The organism is Crenobacter oryzisoli, from assembly GCF_030385785.1.
In the GTDB taxonomy this organism is placed as follows: domain Bacteria; phylum Pseudomonadota; class Gammaproteobacteria; order Burkholderiales; family Chromobacteriaceae; genus Crenobacter_A; species Crenobacter_A oryzisoli.
Map to the genome: position 1 here is coordinate 173,320 of NZ_JAUEDK010000001.1, position 19,021 is coordinate 192,340.

General features: G+C 65.2%; 18 protein-coding genes and 1 pseudogene. 12 read left to right on the plus strand and 7 right to left on the minus strand.

The genetic code is table 11. From position 1 onward, the window contains the following. Positions 1-17 precede the first annotated feature (17 nt). On the minus strand, positions 18-2,096 hold the full coding sequence (locus QU481_RS00820; protein ID WP_289827963.1) for a methyl-accepting chemotaxis protein: 2,079 nt from the start codon (positions 2,094-2,096) through the stop codon (positions 18-20). A gap of 297 nt (positions 2,097-2,393) precedes the next feature. Between QU481_RS00820 and QU481_RS00825 the strand changes: the two genes are divergently transcribed. The 4 genes from QU481_RS00825 (at position 2,394) to QU481_RS00840 (ending at position 7,714) form a co-directional block, all read left to right on the plus strand. Beyond that, the gene (locus tag QU481_RS00825; protein WP_289827964.1) at positions 2,394-3,494 is read left to right on the plus strand and encodes an MBL fold metallo-hydrolase; all 1,101 of its coding nucleotides are present in this window, start codon (positions 2,394-2,396) and stop codon (positions 3,492-3,494) included. Positions 3,495-4,052: 558 nt separating this feature from the next. Beyond that, a complete protein-coding gene (locus tag QU481_RS00830; protein ID WP_289827965.1) occupies positions 4,053-4,511 on the plus strand; it encodes a (2Fe-2S)-binding protein in 459 nt (152 codons plus the stop codon). 10 nt (positions 4,512-4,521) lie between these two features. Further along, the gene (locus QU481_RS00835) at positions 4,522-6,771 is read left to right on the plus strand and encodes a xanthine dehydrogenase family protein molybdopterin-binding subunit (protein WP_289827966.1); all 2,250 of its coding nucleotides are present in this window, start codon (positions 4,522-4,524) and stop codon (positions 6,769-6,771) included. 154 nt (positions 6,772-6,925) lie between these two features. Continuing rightward, positions 6,926-7,714 (plus strand): cysteine hydrolase family protein, encoded by a 789-nt coding sequence (locus QU481_RS00840; RefSeq protein ID WP_289827967.1) that lies wholly within the window; start codon positions 6,926-6,928, stop codon positions 7,712-7,714. A gap of 38 nt (positions 7,715-7,752) precedes the next feature. Here the strand turns inward: QU481_RS00840 and QU481_RS00845 are convergent, their stop codons facing one another. After that, on the minus strand, positions 7,753-8,370 hold the full coding sequence (locus tag QU481_RS00845) for a DUF938 domain-containing protein (protein WP_289827969.1): 618 nt from the start codon (positions 8,368-8,370) through the stop codon (positions 7,753-7,755). 522 nt (positions 8,371-8,892) lie between these two features. Between QU481_RS00845 and QU481_RS00850 the strand changes: the two genes are divergently transcribed. Continuing rightward, positions 8,893-9,168 (plus strand): Lpp/OprI family alanine-zipper lipoprotein, encoded by a 276-nt coding sequence (locus QU481_RS00850; RefSeq protein WP_289827970.1) that lies wholly within the window; start codon positions 8,893-8,895, stop codon positions 9,166-9,168. Between the two features lie 49 nt (positions 9,169-9,217). Here the strand turns inward: QU481_RS00850 and QU481_RS00855 are convergent, their stop codons facing one another. Further along, positions 9,218-9,772 (minus strand): L,D-transpeptidase family protein, encoded by a 555-nt coding sequence (locus QU481_RS00855; RefSeq protein WP_289827971.1) that lies wholly within the window; start codon positions 9,770-9,772, stop codon positions 9,218-9,220. A gap of 15 nt (positions 9,773-9,787) precedes the next feature. On the opposite strand from QU481_RS00855, the gene QU481_RS00860 reads away from it, so the two are divergent. After that, positions 9,788-10,876: a L,D-transpeptidase gene (locus tag QU481_RS00860; protein WP_289827972.1), complete on the plus strand. Its 1,089-nt coding sequence runs from the start codon at positions 9,788-9,790 to the stop codon at positions 10,874-10,876. A gap of 131 nt (positions 10,877-11,007) precedes the next feature. Here the strand turns inward: QU481_RS00860 and QU481_RS00865 are convergent, their stop codons facing one another. Then, positions 11,008-11,283 (minus strand): metal/formaldehyde-sensitive transcriptional repressor, encoded by a 276-nt coding sequence (locus QU481_RS00865; protein ID WP_289827973.1) that lies wholly within the window; start codon positions 11,281-11,283, stop codon positions 11,008-11,010. A 173-nt stretch (positions 11,284-11,456) separates the two neighbouring features. Between QU481_RS00865 and QU481_RS00870 the strand changes: the two genes are divergently transcribed. Next, positions 11,457-11,639, plus strand: coding sequence for a hypothetical protein (locus QU481_RS00870; RefSeq protein ID WP_289827974.1), 183 nt, complete (start codon positions 11,457-11,459; stop codon positions 11,637-11,639). After that, positions 11,630-11,809, plus strand: a complete 180-nt coding sequence (locus QU481_RS00875; protein ID WP_289827975.1) for a DUF1289 domain-containing protein — start codon at positions 11,630-11,632, stop codon at positions 11,807-11,809. Before QU481_RS00870 ends, QU481_RS00875 begins: the two co-directional genes overlap by 10 nt. An 84-nt stretch (positions 11,810-11,893) precedes the next feature. Here the strand turns inward: QU481_RS00875 and QU481_RS00880 are convergent, their stop codons facing one another. After that, positions 11,894-12,787, minus strand: a complete 894-nt coding sequence (locus QU481_RS00880; protein ID WP_289827976.1) for a LysR family transcriptional regulator — start codon at positions 12,785-12,787, stop codon at positions 11,894-11,896. Between the two features lie 113 nt (positions 12,788-12,900). Between QU481_RS00880 and QU481_RS00885 the strand changes: the two genes are divergently transcribed. Both QU481_RS00885 and QU481_RS00890 read left to right on the plus strand, forming a co-directional pair. Further along, the gene (locus QU481_RS00885) at positions 12,901-13,545 is read left to right on the plus strand and encodes a glutathione S-transferase family protein (protein ID WP_289827977.1); all 645 of its coding nucleotides are present in this window, start codon (positions 12,901-12,903) and stop codon (positions 13,543-13,545) included. Between the two features lie 74 nt (positions 13,546-13,619). Then, a complete protein-coding gene (locus QU481_RS00890) occupies positions 13,620-15,665 on the plus strand; it encodes a 2Fe-2S iron-sulfur cluster-binding protein (RefSeq protein WP_289827978.1) in 2,046 nt (681 codons plus the stop codon). 7 nt (positions 15,666-15,672) lie between these two features. Here the strand turns inward: QU481_RS00890 and alkB are convergent. Both alkB and QU481_RS00900 read right to left on the minus strand, forming a co-directional pair. After that, positions 15,673-16,270: pseudogene (gene alkB / locus QU481_RS00895) on the minus strand (DNA oxidative demethylase AlkB). Positions 16,271-16,449: 179 nt separating this feature from the next. Beyond that, positions 16,450-16,770, minus strand: a complete 321-nt coding sequence (locus QU481_RS00900; protein WP_289827979.1) for an antibiotic biosynthesis monooxygenase family protein — start codon at positions 16,768-16,770, stop codon at positions 16,450-16,452. Between the two features lie 250 nt (positions 16,771-17,020). On the opposite strand from QU481_RS00900, the gene QU481_RS00905 reads away from it, so the two are divergent. Further along, complete coding sequence (locus QU481_RS00905; RefSeq protein ID WP_289827980.1) at positions 17,021-17,479, plus strand: SUF system Fe-S cluster assembly regulator; 459 nt, start codon at positions 17,021-17,023, stop codon at positions 17,477-17,479. Positions 17,480-17,497: 18 nt separating this feature from the next. After that, positions 17,498-18,943, plus strand: coding sequence for a Fe-S cluster assembly protein SufB (sufB, locus tag QU481_RS00910; protein WP_289827981.1), 1,446 nt, complete (start codon positions 17,498-17,500; stop codon positions 18,941-18,943). Positions 18,944-19,021: the final 78 nt, after the last annotated feature.

Consider the following 19,021-nt stretch of genomic DNA (forward strand, 5'->3'; position numbering starts at 1 on the left):
TTTTGCTTCCCCGCATCCTAGAGCCGGAAGCTGCCGACCAGCCCCTCGAGCCGGTCGGACAGCTCGCGCAGCTGTGACACCGACTCAGCCACCTCTCCGATCACCTCGCTGTTGGCCTGCGCCATCGTGCTGATCCGCTCGACATTCTGCGCGATGTCGATGCTGGCCGCCGACTGTTCGCGGGTCGATGCAGCGATGTCGATCATGCGGGTCATCAGCTCGTCGGTGCGCTCGCTGACCTGACGCATGCTCTGGTCGGCGGCCTCGGTGACATCGACACTCTCCACTACCAGCCCGCGGGTGCGCTCCACCTCGTCGACCGCTTCGCGGGTCTCGGAGCGGATCGCGGTGACGATACGGCCGATGTCGAGGGTGGCCTCGGAAGTGCGGGCAGCCAGCTGGCGCACCTCGTCGGCTACCACCGCGAAGCCACGGCCCTGCTCACCGGCGCGCGCGGCCTCGATCGCGGCATTGAGCGCCAACAGATTGGTCTGGTCGGCGATGTCCTTAATCACCTTAAGGATGGAACTCACCTCCTCGGAGCGCTGGCCGAGGCCGGTCATGCGTTCGCTCAGTGCGTGCATGGTCTGGGTGAAGTGGGCGATGTCGGCGCTGACCCGGGCAACGGTGCTCACGCTGCCCTCGGTCAGCTCGCCGGTCTGGCGTGCCATTGCTTCGGCCTGCTGCGCGGTGTCGGCGATGTGCTGCACGCTGACGGTGACCTGCTCGACGCCGGCGGCGGTGGCGCTGGCCGCCTCGGATTGCTGTCGCGACGAGGACTGGACCGCCTCGGCCGAGGCGGCCAGCTGCGTGGCCGAGCGCGACACCGCCTGGCTCTGGCTGCGCACCTCGATGAACATCTCGCGCAGGCTGGCGATAAAGCGGTTGAACGCGTCGGCGGTGCGGCCGATCTCGTCGCGGTTCGCTACCTCGATACGGGCGGTCAGGTCGCCCTGGCCCGAGGCGAGCGTTTCCATCGTTTCGGCCAGCGTCGTCAGCGGACGTATCAGGTAGCTGACGACCGCGTACAGCACGGCGAGGATGGCCAGCAACGCCACCACACCGATGGCGATCGCGGTATTGCGCAGGGCAACGGCCGGCGCGGTGATCGCGGCGGTGGGCACGCTCACGCCCAGCGTCCACACCTGGCCGGTGTCGGCCACCTTGATCGGGTGCAGAAAGTGGGTGAACCCGTCCGACTCGAAGGTCAGCTCGTCGCCCTGGCGAGTCTTGGCGAGTGCCCGGGCCAGCTCACCGTCGTGCTCCACCGGCTTGCCGAGCTTTTGCGTGTCAGGGTTGACCACGAACAGGCCGCCTTCCGAGACCAGCTGGATGTAGCCGGTATCGTAGGGATGCTGGCTGCCCAGCTCCTTTTGCAGATCGCCGAGCAGCAGATCGGCGGCCGCGACGCCGAGGAAGCGGCCGCCGGCGTCCTTGATGGCATAGACCAGCGAGCTCTCCAGCTCCTTTTGTCCGTTCACCTCGTAGGGGAAGGGCTCGGTGATGGTGTCGCGCTGGCGCTGCTTCGGGGTGTAGTAGTAGTCGCCCCAGCCGGGTTTCTCGTAGTCCGGCTGATAGCTCTCCGGGTGGTCCTTGTATTTGGGGAAGTCCTTCACCCGGTCGGACGACATCATGATGTCGATGGTGGCCTTGCCGTCCTTGCCACGGGTGATGTACGGCGTGTAGCGGCCGGTTGGGTCCTGCTTTGGCCAGTCGAAGCGGTAGGTGTTGTCGTTGCCGTCGAAGGCATTCGGCTCCCACAGCATCCACAAGCCGGTGATGCCAGGTGAATCATTGAGCAGGCCGAGCAGCTGCTTGTCGACGACGGCGCGATCCACCTTGCCGCCGGCCTTCTGCGCCAGTACCGCCTGTGCGAGGTGGCGCGGCAGCTGCAAGGTGGTGTCGAGCTTGTTCTGTACCTGGCGGGCATAGCCGTCGGCCTGCTGTCGGGCCAGTTGATAGCCGGCCTGCTCGGTACGGCTGTAGCTCATCTTGACGATCAGGCCGACCATCACTGCGAAGCCGACGAATACCGCCGCGGCAGCGACCAGCACGATCTTGGTGCGCAGATGTCCCCATTGTTTTTGTTGATCCATATCTTCCCTCTGACAGTCTGTGCTGTGCTTGTTGAAACTGGATGCGTTATTCGCACTGGTTTTGTCATGCACATTTACCACATGTGCAATGTATATGGCATGTTGTCTGACAAAAGGCGCCCAATTCCACGTGTCTTTAAGATGGATAGGTTGCCGCAAGATGTCGGACTCCGGTCGCCTACCGTGTTGGCGCATTGGAAAGTAGCGCCATCATGGCGCATGCTGACGGTGCAGAACGAAGACGGAGGGCGGCGCTTCAGGCCGGCGCCGGGGACGGCAACCAGAGGGAGGTGGAAGATGGCTTTGTTTGCCAGACTGGCAGAAGGGCTACGGCTCGAACGCATGCAGGCGTCCGGCCAGTACGCCGACGGCGGTTTCGTCAACACCTATCCGTCCAGTGCAGTGCGCCATAGCGACGAGCCGCGACCGACGCTGCGCGATTTCCTATTCGGCGGCGAGGGCAGGGTGCCTGCGCGGCCGCTGCCATCAGTCGACCCGCGCGAAGGCTGGGCGCAGCCGCCCGACACTGGCCTGCGTGTCACCTGGCTTGGCCATTCCACCGTGCTCTTGGAGATCGACGGCTGGCGAGTGCTGACCGACCCGGTGTGGGGGCCGCGCGCGTCGCCGTTCTCGTTCATGGGCCCCAAGCGCTTCCAGCCGGTGCCGGTAGACATCGCCGCCTTGCCACCGCTCGACGCGGTGCTGATCTCGCACGACCACTACGACCATCTCGACTACCCGAGCATTCGTGCGCTGGCCAAACTGCCCGTGCCGTTCATCACCTCGCTGGGAGTGGGAATGCACCTGGAAGCCTGGGGCGTGCCGGGCAAGCGCATCACCGAACTCGACTGGTGGGAGCAGACCTCGCTGCCTGGCGGACTGCGGTTCACCGCCGCGCCGTCCCACCACTTCTCGGGGCGCAGTCTGCACGACCGCAACGGCACGCTGTGGTCTTCGTTCGCGCTGCACGGCGAGCGCCACGCGGTGTTCTTCAGTGGCGACACAGGCCTGTCCCCGGCCTTCGCCGAGATCGGCCAGCGGCTCGGGCCGTTCGACCTGGTGATGCTCGAGGTCGGCGCCTATCACCCGTCGTGGGGCAATGTGCACCTGGGGCCGGACAATGCGCTGCTCGCCTGGCAACAGCTGGGCAGCGGCCGGCTGCTGCCGGTGCACTGGGGCACGTTCAACCTGGCGATGCATCCGTGGCAGCAACCGGTCGAAGTGTTGCTGGCGCAAGCACCCGAACCGGAGCGGCTTCTGATGCCGTGCCTCGGAGAACCGGTCGAACCCGCCCTGAGTGCACCTCCCGAGCCGTGGTGGCGCAGCGCGGCGACAGGGCATTGGCAGGAATCCGCGCTGCAGGCTGCCGAGTTCCTAGTGCTGCCGACAAAGGACTAGCGCTGGGGCTGTCGCGCGAGTTTTGCGGCCGGTTTGCAAAACGGCCGAACCCCTTCTAGAAAACCAGAGCGGGCCATCGCGGTCGCGTGATACCGATGGCATTCTCCCGTCGCGGCCCTTCCTGCCCGCCGTGTGGCGCCACCGGCATCGCCAGAGCGACAACGGTGCAGTTCCCTCGCACCTTTCGCGGAGGGAATGATCAGCTCGCCGTCTATGGGGGGGCACGGGGGACTACCCTGGCCGCTGCTCCTGCAGATATGAAGATGGTGTTCGCGGGCTTGTCGCCGCGCGACTGTGCATTGGCTTGAGGAACCCGAAACGCAACGGCGGGCGGAGCCTGCAGGACCTTGTCCATCACTTCGGCGAGGATAAACTCGTCGCGTGGGGGTGGAGCCCGGGAGCCAAGCGCACACTGCCGCCGTTGACGAAGGAGCAGACGGTAAAGCCTGGGTCGCGGTCGGTGCGCCGTGTCCGGGGGAGTGACGGCGCCCGCATCGCAGCCTCTCGCTCCGACCTCAGTCACATCAGGTGGGCTCCCACAGCAGAAGGACGATTCCGATGGTCAAGTTCACTATCAACGGTAAGGCGCACTCGTTCGACGGCGACCCGGCCATGCCGCTCCTGTGGTATCTGCGCGATGAGCTGGCGATGACCGGCACCAAGTACGGCTGCGGCATGGCGCTGTGCGGCGCCTGTACCGTGCACCTGGACGGACAGGCGGTGCGCTCCTGCGTCACGCCGGTCAGCGCGGCTGGCGGCAAGAAGATCACGACGATCGAGGGGGTGGATGCCGAGCGGGTCGGCCGGGCCGTCCAGGATGCCTGGCGCAAGCTGCAGGTGGTGCAGTGCGGTTATTGCCAGTCGGGGCAGATCATGACGGCGACGGCGCTGCTGGCCGCCAACAAGAACCCGAGCGATGCCGATATCGATGCGGCGATGAGCGGCAACATCTGCCGTTGTGGCACCTATGTGCGCATCCGCGCCGCCATCCACGAAGCCGCCCGCGCGCTGACCTAGGAGCAAAGCCATGGCAGACGACTACTCATCCGCAATCGAGAACGAGCCGTCCGGGATCGTGAATGTCAGCCGACGCCGCTTCGTGCAGGGGCTGGGCGGTCTGGCGCTCGGCGTCTACCTCGCCCCGTTGATGATGGGCCGGGCCAGCGCCGCGACCCGGCCCGGTCATGCGGGTTTCGAGCCGAACGCCTTCGTGCGCATCGGCACGGACGATACGGTCACCGTCATCGCCAAGCATATCGAGATGGGGCAGGGCAGCTACACCGGCCTGGCGACCTTGCTCGCCGAGGAGCTTGACGCCGACTGGAGCCGCGTGAGGGTGGAAGGGGCGCCGGCCGACGTCAAGCGCTACAAGAACCTGTTCCTCGGCGTGCAGGGTACCGGCGGCAGTACTGCGATGGCCAACTCGTTCGAGCAGATGCGCAAGGCCGGCGCGACGGCGCGGGCGATGCTGGTGTCGGCGGCCGCGCGGCAGTGGAAGGTATCGCCGGACAGCCTCACCGTCAGCAACGGTGTCGTGCATCATCCCGCGTCGGGACGTCAGGCGCGATTCGGTCAGCTGGCGGTGGCCGCGGCCAAGCTGCCGGTGCCACAAGAGGTGAGATTGAAGGACCCGAAAGACTTCACGCTGATCGGCAAAGCGGGCTTGCCGCGCAAGGATAACACCGACAAGACCGACGGCCGCGCGGTGTTCACGCAGGACGTCAAGCTGCCCGGCATGCTGGTCGCGGTGGTCGCGCACCCGCCGCGCTTCGGCGGGACGGTAAAGAGCGTCGATGCGAGCAAGGCGAAGGCGATCCCCGGCGTGGTCGCGGTGGTGCCGTACAGTGGCACCGCGCATACCTTCGCCGGTGTGGCGGTGCTCGCGAAGAACACCTGGGTGGCGAAGAAGGGGCGCGACGCGCTTGATGTGCAGTGGGACGACAGCCACGCGTTCAAGCTCGGCAGCGACAAGATCCTGGCGCAATACCGCCAGGCAGCCGCCAAGCCGGGACTGATCGCGCACCAGGCCGGCGACATCGATGCGGCGTTCGCGCAGCCGGCCAAGCTGATCGAGGCCGATTATCAGTTCCCCTATCTCGCGCACGCGGCGATGGAGCCGATGAACTGCTTGGTCCGCCTGCAGGGCGGGCGCTGCGAGGTCTGGAACGGCGAGCAGTTCCAGACCGTCGACCAGGCCACCATCGCCCACCAGCTGGGTCTGGCACCGGAGAAGGTCAGCATCACCCAGCTCTACGCCGGCGGCAGCTTTGGCCGGCGCGCATCGCCATTCTCGGACTACCTGTCCGAGGCGGTGGCGATCGCGCAGGCGGCCGGCAAGCAGGGCGTGCACGCGCCGATCAAGCTGGTGTGGACGCGCGAGGAGGACACCCGCGGCGGCTACTACCGACCTCTGTTCTTCCACCGTGCGCGGCTCGCGCTCGACTCTGCCGGCAATCTGGTCGGCTGGCACCAGCACCTGGTCGGCCAGTCCATCCTGGCGGGCACCCCGTTGGAGGGCTTTGGGGTGAAGAGCGGCATCGACGCCACATCGGTAGAGGGCGCGGCCGAGCCCTACGACATTCCGAACCGGCGGATCGAGCTTTCCACGCCGCGCAATATCACCGTGCCGGTGCTGTGGTTCCGCTCGGTGGGACACACGCACACCGCGTTTTCGACCGAGACGATGATCGACGAGGCGGCGGTCGCCGCCGGCAAGGACCCGGTCGAGTTCCGCCGCGCCTTGCTCGCCAAGCATCCACGCCACTGGGGCGTGCTGCAGTTGGCTGCCGAGAAGGCCGGCTGGGGCACGAAGCTTGCGCCCGGCGCGGCCGGCGAGAAGCGCGGCCGCGGTATCGCGGTGCACGAGTCGTTCAATAGCTATGTCGCGCAGGTGGCCGAGGTGACGGTGAAGCCCGATGGCAGCTTCAAGGTCGACCGGGTGGTGTGCGCGGTCGACTGCGGGCTGGCGATCAACCCAGACGTGGTCAAGGCGCAGATGGAGGGCGGCATCGGCTTCGGCCTCGCCGCCGCATTGCACGGCGCGATCACGCTGAAGGACGGCGTGGTCGAGCAGTCGAACTTCCACGACTACCCGGTGCTGCGCATCAACGAGATGCCGGCGGTCGAGGTGCACATCGTGCGGTCGGCCGAGAAGCCGACCGGGGTGGGCGAACCGGGCGTGCCGCCGATCGCACCGGCGGTTGCGAACGCCCTGTTCGCGGCGACCGGCCGACGCATCCGTAAGCTGCCGTTCGGCGATCAGCTCAAGACGGCGTAGGCGCTTCCGTTGGGAACCCGGTCGCGCCGAGCGGGAACGTGGCGTGTACCATCAAGGCAGGGCATCGACTGTGCCGACCGCGGACAGAGAGTGAATCGCGCGGCCGGTCGCGATGCCGTTTATGTGGTATCCCTTCCCTGGCGAGGAACCGGCTTTGGCAAGAAGCGACAATGTGCACCTGCTGATCATCGATCCGCAGAACGACTTTTGCGATATCGCCGGCGCGGCGCTGCCGGTGACAGGGGCGAGCGCCGACCTGCAGCGCATCGCCGAACTGATCGACCGACATGGCGAGCGGCTTGCCGGCATCACGGTCACGCTGGACAGCCATCACAGCTACGACATCGCGCATGGCAGCTATTGGCGCAATGCCGAGGGCGGGCAGCCCGCGCACACGCCGATCTCGCGGGCCGATGTCGAGGCCGGGCGCTGGCAACCGGTCGACCCGGCCAAGCGGGCGCACACGCTCGACTATCTGGCCGATGTGGGCCTGTACATCTGGCCCGAGCACTGTCTGATCGGCAGCTGGGGGCACAATATCTACGCGCCGCTTCATCAGGCGCTGCAGCGTTGGGAACGGCAGCATCATCGGACAATCACGCCGCTATTCAAGGGCCTCAATCCCGATACCGAGCATTTCTCCGCCTTCGAGGCCGATCGCCCGGACGCAGCAGACCCCGATACCCAGTTCGAGCCCCGCCGCGTCGCCCATCTCATCGAGGCAGACCGGGTGCTTGTCGCCGGCGAGGCGCTGTCGCACTGCGTCGCCAGCTCGGTCCGCAGCCTGATGCATCACCTCGGCGCCGACTTCACCCGCAAGCTGGTGCTGCTAGACGATGCCGCGAGCCCGGTGCCTGGCTTCGAGGCGCTTGGCGAGGGCTTCGTCGCCGAATTCCGGCAGCAGGGCGGGCGCTTGGCGCGCTGCGCCAACGCGTTTGGCTGAGAGTCTGTTCAGGATCTTTTTGCGGCTGCGACCTGCCGCTATTTGCGGAACACCAGGCTCAAATTGTTCGCCGGCATTCCCACGACCTCGGCCAGGGTGAAGCCGGCCGCTTCGGCCAACATGACGACCGCCTCCAGGTCGCGTACGCCCCATTCGGGGTTGCTGTGGCGCAGTTGCGCGTCGAAGGCCGCGTTGCTCGGTGCCGTGTGTTGGCCGCCGCGCCGATAGGGACCGTACAGATAGAGCACGCCGCCGTCGGCCAGCAGCCGACCCGCCCCGGCGAACAGCGCCTCGGCCGCCGCCCACGGCGCGATATGGATCATGTTGATGCAGACGATGGCGGCGGCCGTGTCGATGCCCCAGGGCTCGCGGCGCACGTCCAGCGCCAGAGGCACCCTCAGGTTGCAAAGGCCGGCGGTATCGGCCCACGCCGCAATCGAATCGCAGGCGGCGGCATCCGGATCGCTCGGTTGCCAAGTAAGCTGCGGCAAGGCGGCGGCGAAATAAGCCGCGTGCTGACCGGTGCCACTGGCGACTTCCAGTACCACGCCGCTGTCCGGCAAGACGCGCCGCAGCACGGCGAGGATCACGTCGCGGTTGCGCTCAGCGGCCGGGACGATCTGGCGCCGATCCGAGCGTAGTCCGTTGCTTGTCATCCTGCTCTCCTTGTCTTTTACCGTTGCAACCAACCGCCGCCTAGCAGAGGGGGCAGTCTTTAGAATTCGTGTAAAATGACAAAAGTATAAATAGGCGTTTACATGAAAATAGCTAAAACAGTTTTATTAAACTGTGACAATTCGAAGATCGACCCCACGCAAAGGTGCAGTTCTCCTACCACTCGCCTCAATGATCGACTACGCTACAAAAGCCCTATAAAACGAATTTTGGCACGCTAAGTTGCCGAGTTTGCTGCGCTTGTGGTTACAAGAGCCTCTCCGGCGCTCACGGAGTGACCGGTGGAGTGAGCGCTGCACGCCATTTGGCAGTTTAGTCGCGCAGCATTTTGTTCGAGGATTTTGAGAACCGTGTGATAGAGGCCGTTGTAGCCCGTCCTGAAAGGGCAGGCTTTGGCGGACTCTATGATCGGGAAGCACACGTTGACGGACCAGGTTCGGGTCGCCGGGCCGGGCAGTGTCGTGTGCATTTGCGCAAGTCTCACTTTTCATTGGAGAAATGCCATGCTTCGATCTCTTCCTGTTCGTCCCCTGATGCTTGCCTCGGCTGCGTGTGCCTCTTTGCTGCTACTGGGCGGCTGCGCCACCAACAGTGACTTGGACAAAGTGCGTGCACAGGCGGTGCAGGCGCAGCAAACTGCTGACCAGGCCAATCAGGCTGCGGCGGCGGCAAATCAGAAGGCCGACCAGGCGCTGAACGCCGCGAACCAGGCCAATCAGACCGCCAATGACACCAACGAAAAACTCAACCGGATGTTCAAGAAATCCATGATGAAGTGAGGCCCAGTGCCGGGTGGCGCCGCCTAACGTGTAGCGAGGAGCGCAACGTTCAGCGGATGACCACCCGCATGCCAACTTTGGCCCAGTGAGCGAAGCGTCGCAGTTGCGAGTTAGTGAGCGCGATGCAGCCCTCGGTCCAGTCGTATTCCGAGTGCACCTCCCCATCCCCACGGCCGACGCCGTGGATGCCGATGCGGCCGCCGAGCACGGTGTCCTGCGGAGGGAGGTGATGGGCAAGCCTTGCCGCGACGATGGCATCGTAGCTGTCGGCATCGAGCTGGCCACCCTCGACCGCCATTTCGGCGTGCTCGGGCGTCGGATAGTCAAGCTCGAAGAAGGTGTTGAATCGGTCCGATGGGCGGATCCGTATGATGCGGTAATCGCCCAGAGGTGTCGTTTCTTCTCCATGGTAGTGCAAAGGGGCAACGCCGCCGCGGCCTACCGAGATATTGTTGAACCTATCCAGCGTTTGGTCGGTCTCAGATAGTACCGTCAGCGTTCGGGTCTCCGTGTCAACCAATACCCAGCGCGCTTGGCCTGCCCATGCCGGAGCTCCGAGAGCCAGCCAAAGCAGTAACGCCGCAAGTCGAATATTCTTATGCATCAGCATTGTTAATCCATGATTACTTTTGGAAAAGTCTCTTGGCGCAGCGCCTGCTTAGTCGCTGTTGCCACCCTCGCTGCAGTCAATGCGCGAGCCACCACCTTCAATCTTCCGACCGACGGTTCCACCGTGGTCGGCAAGGTGGTGGTGGTCAGCCCAACCCCGGACAATACGCTGCTCGACATCGCGCGTCATTTCGACGTGGGCTACGAGGAAATGGCGTCCGCCAATCCTCACGCATCGATGTGGTTAGGGGCGAAGCACGTGGTCGTACCCAGCCAGTTTATCCTGCCACCCAAGCCGTGGAAGGGAGTGGTGGTCAATATCCCGCAGCGTCGGCTGTATTACTTCCCCCCTGAGGTCAAAGGCCAGCCGAAGCAGGTCATCACTTACCCGGTCAGTATAGCGCGAGAGGGGTGGTCGACCCCGCTGGGCCCTACCAAGATCATCGCCAAGTACCGTGACCCAGGCTGGCTGGTGCCGTCCAGCATCCGCGCCGAGCACCTGAAGGAAGAGGGGGTCGAGTTGCCCGAATACGTTCCGCCGGGGCCGGATAATCCAATGGGGATGCTGGCGATGCAGACCGGCTTCCCGGGCATCTTCATCCACGCTACCAACAAGCCGTGGGGTGTCGGGATGCGTACCAGTCATGGTTGCATCCATCTGTATCCCGAGGATGCGGCGCAGATCTTCCCAATGATCAACAAGGGCACGCCGGTGCGGATTATCAACGAGCCGGTGCTGGTCGGCAACGATCAGGGGCGCTGGGTGATGGCTACGTTCGAACCGGTGAAGGAATATCAGGACAAACGCCATCTCGCCGACAGAGCCAAGGTAGCGCTGAAAGCATTGGAGAACCAGGATGCCCAGGCCGCTGTCGCACCGGTCGAGGCGGATCCAGCTCGCGTCGCCAGGCTGAGCAAGACACCTCAGTCCACACCGGTGGCGCTGTCGCCCAATCAACTGGATCTACCTTACTGGCTGCGGACCCTCAAGATAGAGGCTTACGACCACCCGCCGTATGGGATGGACGCCAACAATGCGAAGGTCCCAGGGGTGCCGGTACCGGCTGAGGCGTCAGCCCCGGTGGCCGAGCAGCCTTGAGTGCGTAGGGAGCGGACCGCCCTGTATTCCTGAGTGGCCGGGTGAGGGGCATTGTTAGTCCTGAACAACAGACTAGGGCCTTGCGTACCGGAGCCAAAGATGGAGTGATCCACCGCCCGGTGCCAAGGCCGTTATTTCAGATAAGAGCGCAGCACTCCGACCACCTGTTCCAGGTCGTCGTCGCGTTGCTGCGGGTCGGTGGCGTCCGAGCCCAGATGCTCGCGCAGATGCCCTTCCAGCACCTCGGTCATCAGGCCGTTCACTGCGCCGCGAATCGCGGCGATCTGCTGCAGGATGGCCGAACAGTCGGTCTCCGCTTCCAGCGCCCGTTCCAATCCTTCCGCCTGTCCTTTGATGCGACGAACACGGGTGAGTAGCTGTTTCTTGCCTTTGACGGTATGCGGCATGGCGTGCTTCCTGGTGGGTGTCTGATTATTAGTATAGTGGGGTATGGTATATTCAAGCCCGGCGGCTGAAAGCCGTCTGAGCTGCGCACCCATTCTACCGAATCGGGACTTCTGCCGCCGGGGCAAGCGGCAATACCATCACGAGGGACAGAACCACTCCGGTCGAACCTGCAATGAGCGAATTCTACGAGACCCCTTTCGGGGGCGCCCACGACCACGCCTTTCTCGGCGTCGGCCACGAGCGCAACAATAAGCGCAAGACCAGGGCGGCGATCGCGCTGTTGCGGCGCTTCGACTACCTGTCGCATAGCGCGGTCGAAGTGCACGCGACGTCGGAGGCGAGCGCATGGCGGTGAAGTCCCCGTGTATCGAGCTGTGCCGGTTCGACGGCAAGACCGGTTTCTGTGTCGGCTGCCTGCGCACCCGCGAGGAATGCCGGGAGTGGAAGAAGCTAAAAGATCATCGCCGGCACCAGATCCTGCAGGACAGAGCCCGTCGTCAGACCAAGTTGGACAAGGCCGGCTGAGAGCCTGTTCATGGTCTGTGGTCATCAGGGGCTGTTCGCACCCTCGACCTTTCTCGCTGGGGTGTGAACCGGTGCTGAAGGCGCTTAGCCGCCCAGCGTCGTACCCAGTTCGCGCTTCATCCAGTCGATGAACAGCCGGGTGCGCAACGGCAGCAGCTTGGCGTGCGGATAGACGATGCTGACCGGGCGGGGTGGGGGCTGGAACGCCTCCAGCACCCGCACCAGGCGCCCGTCGGCCAGATACGGCGCCACCTGATACGACAGAAACTGGCCGTAGCCGACCCCAGCCACGCACGCCTCGACCGCGGTCAGGCTGTGGTTCAGCTCCAGATTGCCCGACACCGCCAGGCCGATTTCGCGACCGTTCTCGTAGAAGGTCCAACTGGTCCGCCCGGTGCCGGCGGAGCGCAGGCAGTTGGCCGACAGCAGCTCGCGCGGGTGCTGCACCGAGCCGTGGCCACCGAGAAAGGCGGGGCTCGCGACGACGACGCGGTGGATCTCGCCGACGGTCTGCGCGACCAGAGTCGAGTCCTCGAGCGGCGAGATGCGGATGCCGACGTCGATGCCTTCCTCTAGCAGGTTCACCACGCGGTCGAGTTGGATCAGGCGGCAGCTCACACCGGGGTAGCGCTGCAGGAAACGGGTGACGGCAGGCGCCACGTACATCTGTCCGAACAGCACCGGCGCGGTGACGACCAGCTTGCCGCTCGGCTCGCCGTGCTGCTCGGTCAGGCGCTGCTCGGCCTCATCGACGGCTCCGAGGATGTGGCGGCAGCTATCCAGATATGCTTGCCCCTCTATGGTCAGCGACAGACGCCGCGTGGTGCGGTTGAGCAGACGCACCTTCAGCGTCTCCTCCAGCGCGGCGAGGGTGCGTACCACCGCCGGCAGCGACGAATCGAGCACCCGGGCGGCGGCGGTCAGGCTACCCTCGTCGACGATGGCGACAAAGGTCTGCATGGCGCGTAGCTTGTCCATCTGCCGATCATTGCTCCACTAATCGGAGTAGTCAAATGCGGGAACAGCCATTTATCCGTATTTCGGCACTATCGATAATGACTCCATCGCAACGCTTACCTGAGGAGTCGACCATGCACACCACCGCCCACCGTCTCGCCCAACCGATCAAGCTGTACCGCCACCGTCTGTCCGGCCATAGCCACCGTGTCGAGCTGTTCCTGTCGCTGCTCGGCCTGCCGTACGAACTGATCGACGTCGACCTGGCCGGCAAGGCGCACAAGAGCGATGCCTTCCTGCGCCTGAACCCGTTGGGCCAGGTGCCGGTGATCGACGACGCCGGCACGGTCATCGCCGACTCCAACGCCATCCTCGTCTACCTTGCAGGCCGCTACGACGACGGCCACTGGCTGCCGCGCGATCCGCTTGCCGCCGCGCGAGTGCAGCGCTGGCTGTCGGTCGCAGCAGGGCAGATCGCCTCCGGACCGGCCGCCGCACGCCTCGTCAACGTGTTCGGCGCCAAGCTCGACGCCGACGCGCTGATCGCCAAGAGCCACGCCTTGTTCGCGGTGATGGAACAGGAGCTGACCGAATCGGCCTACCTCGCCGGCTTGGTGCCGACGCTGGCCGATATCGCCTGCTACAGCTACATCGCCCATGCGCCGGAAGGCGGCGTGTCGCTCGACGGTTATCCGAGGCTGCGCGCATGGCTCGCGCACATCGAGGCGTTGCCCGGCTTCGTCGCGATGGCGAGCACCCCGGTGGGCCTTGCGGCCTGAGCGGTTTCATCTTGCACTGAAAGCGCCGCTAGCGCGCCAGCCCCGGTGCGGTTGGCGGCGACAAGGAGATCGACATGGCACTGCCCGGCTGGCCTCACGATGGCTCCCCCTTCCACCCCGGCGAACAGGAAGTGCAACGCCGTGTCGGCGTGCGCGACAAGGTCGAGGCGATCGGCCGGCAGGCGGTGCGTGGCTTGATGCCAGAACAGCACCGGGCTTTTTTCGCGCAGCTGCCCTTCGTTGTCATCGGCGCGGTCGACGAGGCCGGCCAGCCATGGGCGTCGCTGCTGTTCGGGCAACCCGGCTTCGCCCACTCGTCCGATCCGCGCACCCTGTCGGTCATGGCGATGCCGGTGGATGGTGACCCGCTCTCCGGTGCGATTCGCTCCGGCGCGGCGCTGGGTCTGCTGGGCATCGAGTTGCACACGCGACGGCGCAACCGGGTGAACGGCAAGGTGACTTCCGTGGATGAAAACGGCTTTGCCGTGGAGGTTGAGCAGAGCTTTGGCAACTGCCCGCAATACATCCAGAAGCGCAGCTACCGCACCGTGACGGAGACCGGCGCATTGCTGCCGCAACCAGAATCGCTGACCGAGCTCGATGCGGCGGCGATCGCCCGCATTGCGGCGGCCGACACCTTCTTCATCGCCACCCATTACGCGGCGCCGGGCGACGGTGCCGCCTACGGCGCCGACGTGTCGCACCGTGGCGGCAAGCCGGGTTTCGTGCGCGTCGACGATGCGTCTACGCTGACCTGGCCCGACTTCGTCGGCAATTTTTACTTCAATACCCTGGGCAATCTGCAGGCCAACCCGCGCGCCGGCCTGCTGTTCCCCGATTTCGAAACGGGCGAGCTGCTCTACGTCGCCGGCCGAGGCGAGATCGTCTGGGACGGCGACGAGTTGCGCGGCTTCGCCGGCGCCGAGCGGCTGGTGCGCTTCCGTATCGAACGGGTGCTGCGCCTGGCGGGCCGCTTGCCGCTGCGCTGGCAGCTGGAAGAAGCCTCACCGATCCTTGCCGGCACCGGCGACTGGCCGGCGGCGGAGGCTTCGGCAGCGATGGCGCGGCCGGCCGATTCGTACCGGTCGTTCCGCATCACGCGCGTGGAGCGGGAAAGCGAGACGATCAAGTCGTTCTACCTCGAGCCCGCCGATGCGCTGGGCCTGGCGCGTCACCAGCCCGGCCAGTTCCTGCCCATCCGCGTACGGGTGCCGGGGGTAGGAACACTGATGCGCACCTATACACTGTCCCAGGCGGCAAACGGGCGCGATTACCGCATCTCGGTCAAACGCGCCGGCGTCGTGTCCGATTATCTGCACGACCATGTCGGCGTGGGCAGTCTGATCAAGGCACTGGCGCCGCGTGGCCACTTCATGCTCGATGCGGCCGGCACCCGCCCCGTCGTGCTGTTGTCAGCTGGCGTCGGCATCACGCCGATGCTGGCGATGGTCGGTGCGCTGTTTCCCGACGACGGTGTCGGGCACCGGCAGCGGCCGGCCTGGTTCATCCATGCCGCGCGCAACGGCCGCGACCACGCGTTTGGACCATGGCTGCGCGAGCTGGCCGAGCGGCACGACAAGCTGCGCGTGCACGTGCGCTATTCCCAGCCGGGTGGCGACGATGAGCTCGGCGTGACGCAGGACAGCGTGGGCCGGATCGACGCCGACTTGCTGCGCAGCCTGTTGCCGCTCGACGATTACGATGTCTACCTGTGTGGCCCGACCGGCTTCATGCGCAACGCCTTCTGGATACTGCGAGGGCTGGGAGTCGCCAAGGAACGCATCCACTACGAGTTCTTCGGGCCGGGCGGCACCCTCGACGACGCTCCCGCGTCTGCCGGTGGGGCGGGGTCGGATTTGGCCAACCATGAGCCGCAAACGGTGCACTTCGCCAGGGCCGGCAAGACGGAGACATGGCGGCAAGGTAGCCTGCTCGATCTGGCCGAACAGGCCGGGCTGAGTCCGGTCTACAGTTGCCGCAGCGGCCTGTGCGGCAGCTGTGCCACCCGCATCGTGGAAGGCGGAGTGGTCTACCCGGCACCTCCACTGACGCCGCCGGCAGCGGGCGAGGCGCTGATCTGCTGCGCGCGTCCTGGCAGCAAGCTGGTGCTCGACTTGTAGGCTGACCTCAACCCGCCTTGCGGAAGGTCAGATTGATGCGCTGCTCGCCCAATAGCGGGTGGCAGCCGTCCTTCAGCGGCAGCACGCCGTGGTAGTAAAGCCGCGCAGGTCCGCCCCACACGACCACGTCGCCGTGCTCCAGCGGCACGCGCACCGTCTTGTCGGTGCGGCGCGGGCCTCCGAACAGGAAAACGGCCGGCAGGCCGAGCGAGACCGACACGATGGGCGCGCCGAAGTCACGCTCGTCCCTGTCCTGGTGCAGCGAGAGCCGCGCTCCCGGCGCTCCTCGCCGCATCCTGCGCCAGCTGTAGGAAGACCGTGGGCAGGGGCGGCCAGGGCCGGCCAGTCGCCGGGTCCTGCCTGTCGTAGTGGTAGCCTGTGTGATCGCTCACCCATCCGTAGCTGCCGCAGCTCGTCGTCGCCACCGACATGCGGTAGCCGCCCGGTGTGACCATGTGGCGGAATGGCACTGCCATTATCACCGCGTTGAGCGCGGCGATCAGTGCGGCTTCCTGTGGCAGGGCGTAGCCGCGCAACACGAGCGCGCCGGGACAGAGCGCTTCCTGCCAGGTCTGGCGTTGCTCTTCGAACAGGTCTTCAGTCATATCGCCGCCGTCCTCCGCGCGCGTGCTGGAAGGCAATGCCGGGCGCAGATGGCCAAGCCATTACCTGACCGTACGAACCCGCCACCTGTTGCGGGGAGACAGGTTTGCCCTTGCAGGGCCCGATGCGGGCCAGGGTAATCGTCTGCACTGCATTGCCGCAGAAGTCGGGGCCGCACCGCTCAGCTCGCTCCCTGTTCCGGCAGCACTGCCCATTCCGGCTCCTCGAATTCGCCGATGACGGTGATGATGCAGTTCTTCGCGTGCTTCTCGAGGATCGCGCGCACGGTCTCGTCGCGGCGGTCGTCCTTCGCGTCCCGGTGTGCCTTCGACTCCCACGTCGCGATCGCGAGCAGGGTGTCGGACTCGCCGATCTTACGGTGCAGATAGGTGCCGCGTGCGCCTGGCGTGCGCTGGATGATCTCGCTCGCACGAATCCACGCCTCGGCGTACTCCTCCACCGTATAGCCGGGCTTCATCCGCACTTCGAAGATGAACTTCATGACCCGTTCTCCCGTTATCGCCCCGCTTCAAGCATATGCCCTCATCGCCCATCGGACGGATCGCGATTCGTCCTGTCGCGCGTGAACGAACGGGACTAAATTGGTTCTATATCAATAGAAAAGTCGCTAACAAATTCAGTGCAACGTCTGCTACAAGTCGCGCCGACGAAGACAGTACAAGTAATACGGCAAGGAGGCGCAACGCTGCAGCAGGATTTTTGTTAGCGGCTCCATGTGAAAGGCTGCGGCGATGTTGAGACTGAGCAAGCTGACCGACTACGGTACCGTGATCATGACGCATATGGCGCGGGAGCCGGAGCGCGTCTGCAGCGCCGCCGAGCTGGCTGTCGCGATCGGCGTTGCGACTCCCACTGCGAGCAAGATCCTGAAGACGCTGGCACGGGCAAGCCTGCTGCAGTCGGTGCGCGGTGCGCGCGGCGGCTATCTGCTGGCCCGCCCGCCGGCCGAGATTTCGATCGCCGAGGTCATCGACGCACTGGAAGGGCCATTCGGCATGACCGAGTGCAGCGCCGTCGCCGGGCTGTGCGCGCAGGAAGGTTCGTGCTTGCTACGGGCCAACTGGCAGCGCGTCAATCAGGTCATCCGCCTCGCGCTGAACGACCTCACGGTGGCGGACATGGCGCAGCCGGTGTTCCAACCTGCCAATGTCGGCGCGCTCCGGGCCCGTCCGGAGCGGATGCCGGGCTGAGGCGAAAGGGGGGCAGCGATGAGCTCCACACTCAAACTCGACGAACTGATTAGCCAGGACTACAAGCACGGTTTCTATACCGAGGTGGAGACGGACTCCGTCCCGCGCGGGCTCTCCGAGGACGTGATCCGCCAGATCTCGGCCAAGAAGGGCGAACCGGACTTCATGCTGGAATGGCGGCTGGCGGCGTATCGTCACTGGCTGACGATGAGCGAGCCGCACTGGGCCACGGTGCACCACCCGCCGATCGACTATCAGGACATCAGCTACTACGCCGCGCCGAAGTCGCGCAAAGACGGCCCGCAGAGCCTGGACGATGTGGACCCCGAACTGCGCCGTACCTACGAGAAGCTTGGCGTGCCGCTCGAGGAGCGGGCGCTGCTTGCCGGTGTGGCGGTGGACGCGGTGTTCGACAGCGTGTCGGTGGCGACTACCTTCAAGGAAAAACTGGCCGGCCTCGGTATCGTTTTCTGCTCGTTCTCCGAGGCGGTGCGGGAATACCCCGAGCTGGTGCGGCAGTATCTGGGCTCGGTGGTGCCCTACACCGACAACTTCTTCGCTTCGCTCAACTCGGCGGTGTTCAGTGACGGCTCGTTCTGCTACATCCCGCCGGGCGTACGTTGCCCGATGGAGCTGTCGACCTACTTCCGCATTAACGCACGTAACACCGGCCAGTTTGAGCGCACCCTGATCATCGCCGACAAGGGGGCCTACGTCAGCTATCTGGAAGGCTGTACCGCGCCAATGCGCGACGAGAACCAGCTGCACGCCGCGGTGGTCGAGCTGATCGCGCTGGAAGATGCCCAAATCAAGTACGCCACGGTGCAGAACTGGTACCCCGGCGACAAGGAGGGACGCGGCGGCATCTACAACTTCGTCACCAAGCGCGGCGACTGCCGCGGCGACAATTCGAAGATTTCCTGGACCCAGGTAGAGACCGGCTCGGCGATCACCTGGAAATACCCCAGCGTGATCCTGCAGGGGGACAACGCGGTCGGCGAGTTCTATTCGGTGGCGCTGACCAACCATTACCAGCAGGCCGACACCGGCACCAAGATGGTCCACCTCGGCAAGAACACCCGTAGCACCATCCTCTCCAAGGGCATCTCGGCCGGCCATGGCCAGAACGCCTACCGGGGGCTGGTGAAGGTGGCCAAGAGCGCCGTCGGCGCGCGCAACTACTCGCAGTGCGACTCGCTGCTGCTGGGGGACCGCTGCGGGGCGCACACCTTCCCGTACATCGAGGTGAAGAACCCGACCGCCCGCGTCGAGCATGAGGCGTCCACGTCGCGCATTGGCGAGGACCAGTTGTTCTACTGCCAGAGCCGCGGCATTGCGCCGGAGGATGCAGTGTCGATGATCGTCAACGGCTTCTGCAAGGAGGTGTTCAAGGAGCTGCCGATGGAGTTCGCGGTGGAGGCTCAGAAGCTGTTGGGTGTGAGCCTGGAGGGCAGCATAGGGTAAGGGCGTGAATCAATCGACTACGCGGCGCCAATCTTGGTCCGCTCGCGACGATTGCTTTCACCGCCACGGACAGAGGGC

Bases quoted from the DNA above. Each gene is read 5' to 3' on its own strand.
- QU481_RS00820 (WP_289827963.1), bottom strand. From the start codon at position 2,096: ATGGATCAACAAAAACAATGGGGACATCTGCGCACCAAGATCGTGCTG.
- QU481_RS00825 (WP_289827964.1), top strand. From the start codon at position 2,394: ATGGCTTTGTTTGCCAGACTGGCAGAAGGGCTACGGCTCGAACGCATG.
- QU481_RS00830 (WP_289827965.1), top strand. From the start codon at position 4,053: ATGGTCAAGTTCACTATCAACGGTAAGGCGCACTCGTTCGACGGCGAC.
- QU481_RS00835 (WP_289827966.1), top strand. From the start codon at position 4,522: ATGGCAGACGACTACTCATCCGCAATCGAGAACGAGCCGTCCGGGATC.
- QU481_RS00845 (WP_289827969.1), bottom strand. From the start codon at position 8,370: ATGACAAGCAACGGACTACGCTCGGATCGGCGCCAGATCGTCCCGGCC.
- QU481_RS00850 (WP_289827970.1), top strand. From the start codon at position 8,893: ATGCTTCGATCTCTTCCTGTTCGTCCCCTGATGCTTGCCTCGGCTGCG.
- QU481_RS00855 (WP_289827971.1), bottom strand. From the start codon at position 9,772: ATGCATAAGAATATTCGACTTGCGGCGTTACTGCTTTGGCTGGCTCTC.
- QU481_RS00860 (WP_289827972.1), top strand. From the start codon at position 9,788: ATGATTACTTTTGGAAAAGTCTCTTGGCGCAGCGCCTGCTTAGTCGCT.
- QU481_RS00865 (WP_289827973.1), bottom strand. From the start codon at position 11,283: ATGCCGCATACCGTCAAAGGCAAGAAACAGCTACTCACCCGTGTTCGT.
- QU481_RS00870 (WP_289827974.1), top strand. From the start codon at position 11,457: ATGAGCGAATTCTACGAGACCCCTTTCGGGGGCGCCCACGACCACGCC.
- QU481_RS00875 (WP_289827975.1), top strand. From the start codon at position 11,630: ATGGCGGTGAAGTCCCCGTGTATCGAGCTGTGCCGGTTCGACGGCAAG.
- QU481_RS00880 (WP_289827976.1), bottom strand. From the start codon at position 12,787: ATGGACAAGCTACGCGCCATGCAGACCTTTGTCGCCATCGTCGACGAG.
- QU481_RS00885 (WP_289827977.1), top strand. From the start codon at position 12,901: ATGCACACCACCGCCCACCGTCTCGCCCAACCGATCAAGCTGTACCGC.
- QU481_RS00890 (WP_289827978.1), top strand. From the start codon at position 13,620: ATGGCACTGCCCGGCTGGCCTCACGATGGCTCCCCCTTCCACCCCGGC.
- QU481_RS00900 (WP_289827979.1), bottom strand. From the start codon at position 16,770: ATGAAGTTCATCTTCGAAGTGCGGATGAAGCCCGGCTATACGGTGGAG.
- QU481_RS00905 (WP_289827980.1), top strand. From the start codon at position 17,021: ATGTTGAGACTGAGCAAGCTGACCGACTACGGTACCGTGATCATGACG.
- sufB (WP_289827981.1), top strand. From the start codon at position 17,498: ATGAGCTCCACACTCAAACTCGACGAACTGATTAGCCAGGACTACAAG.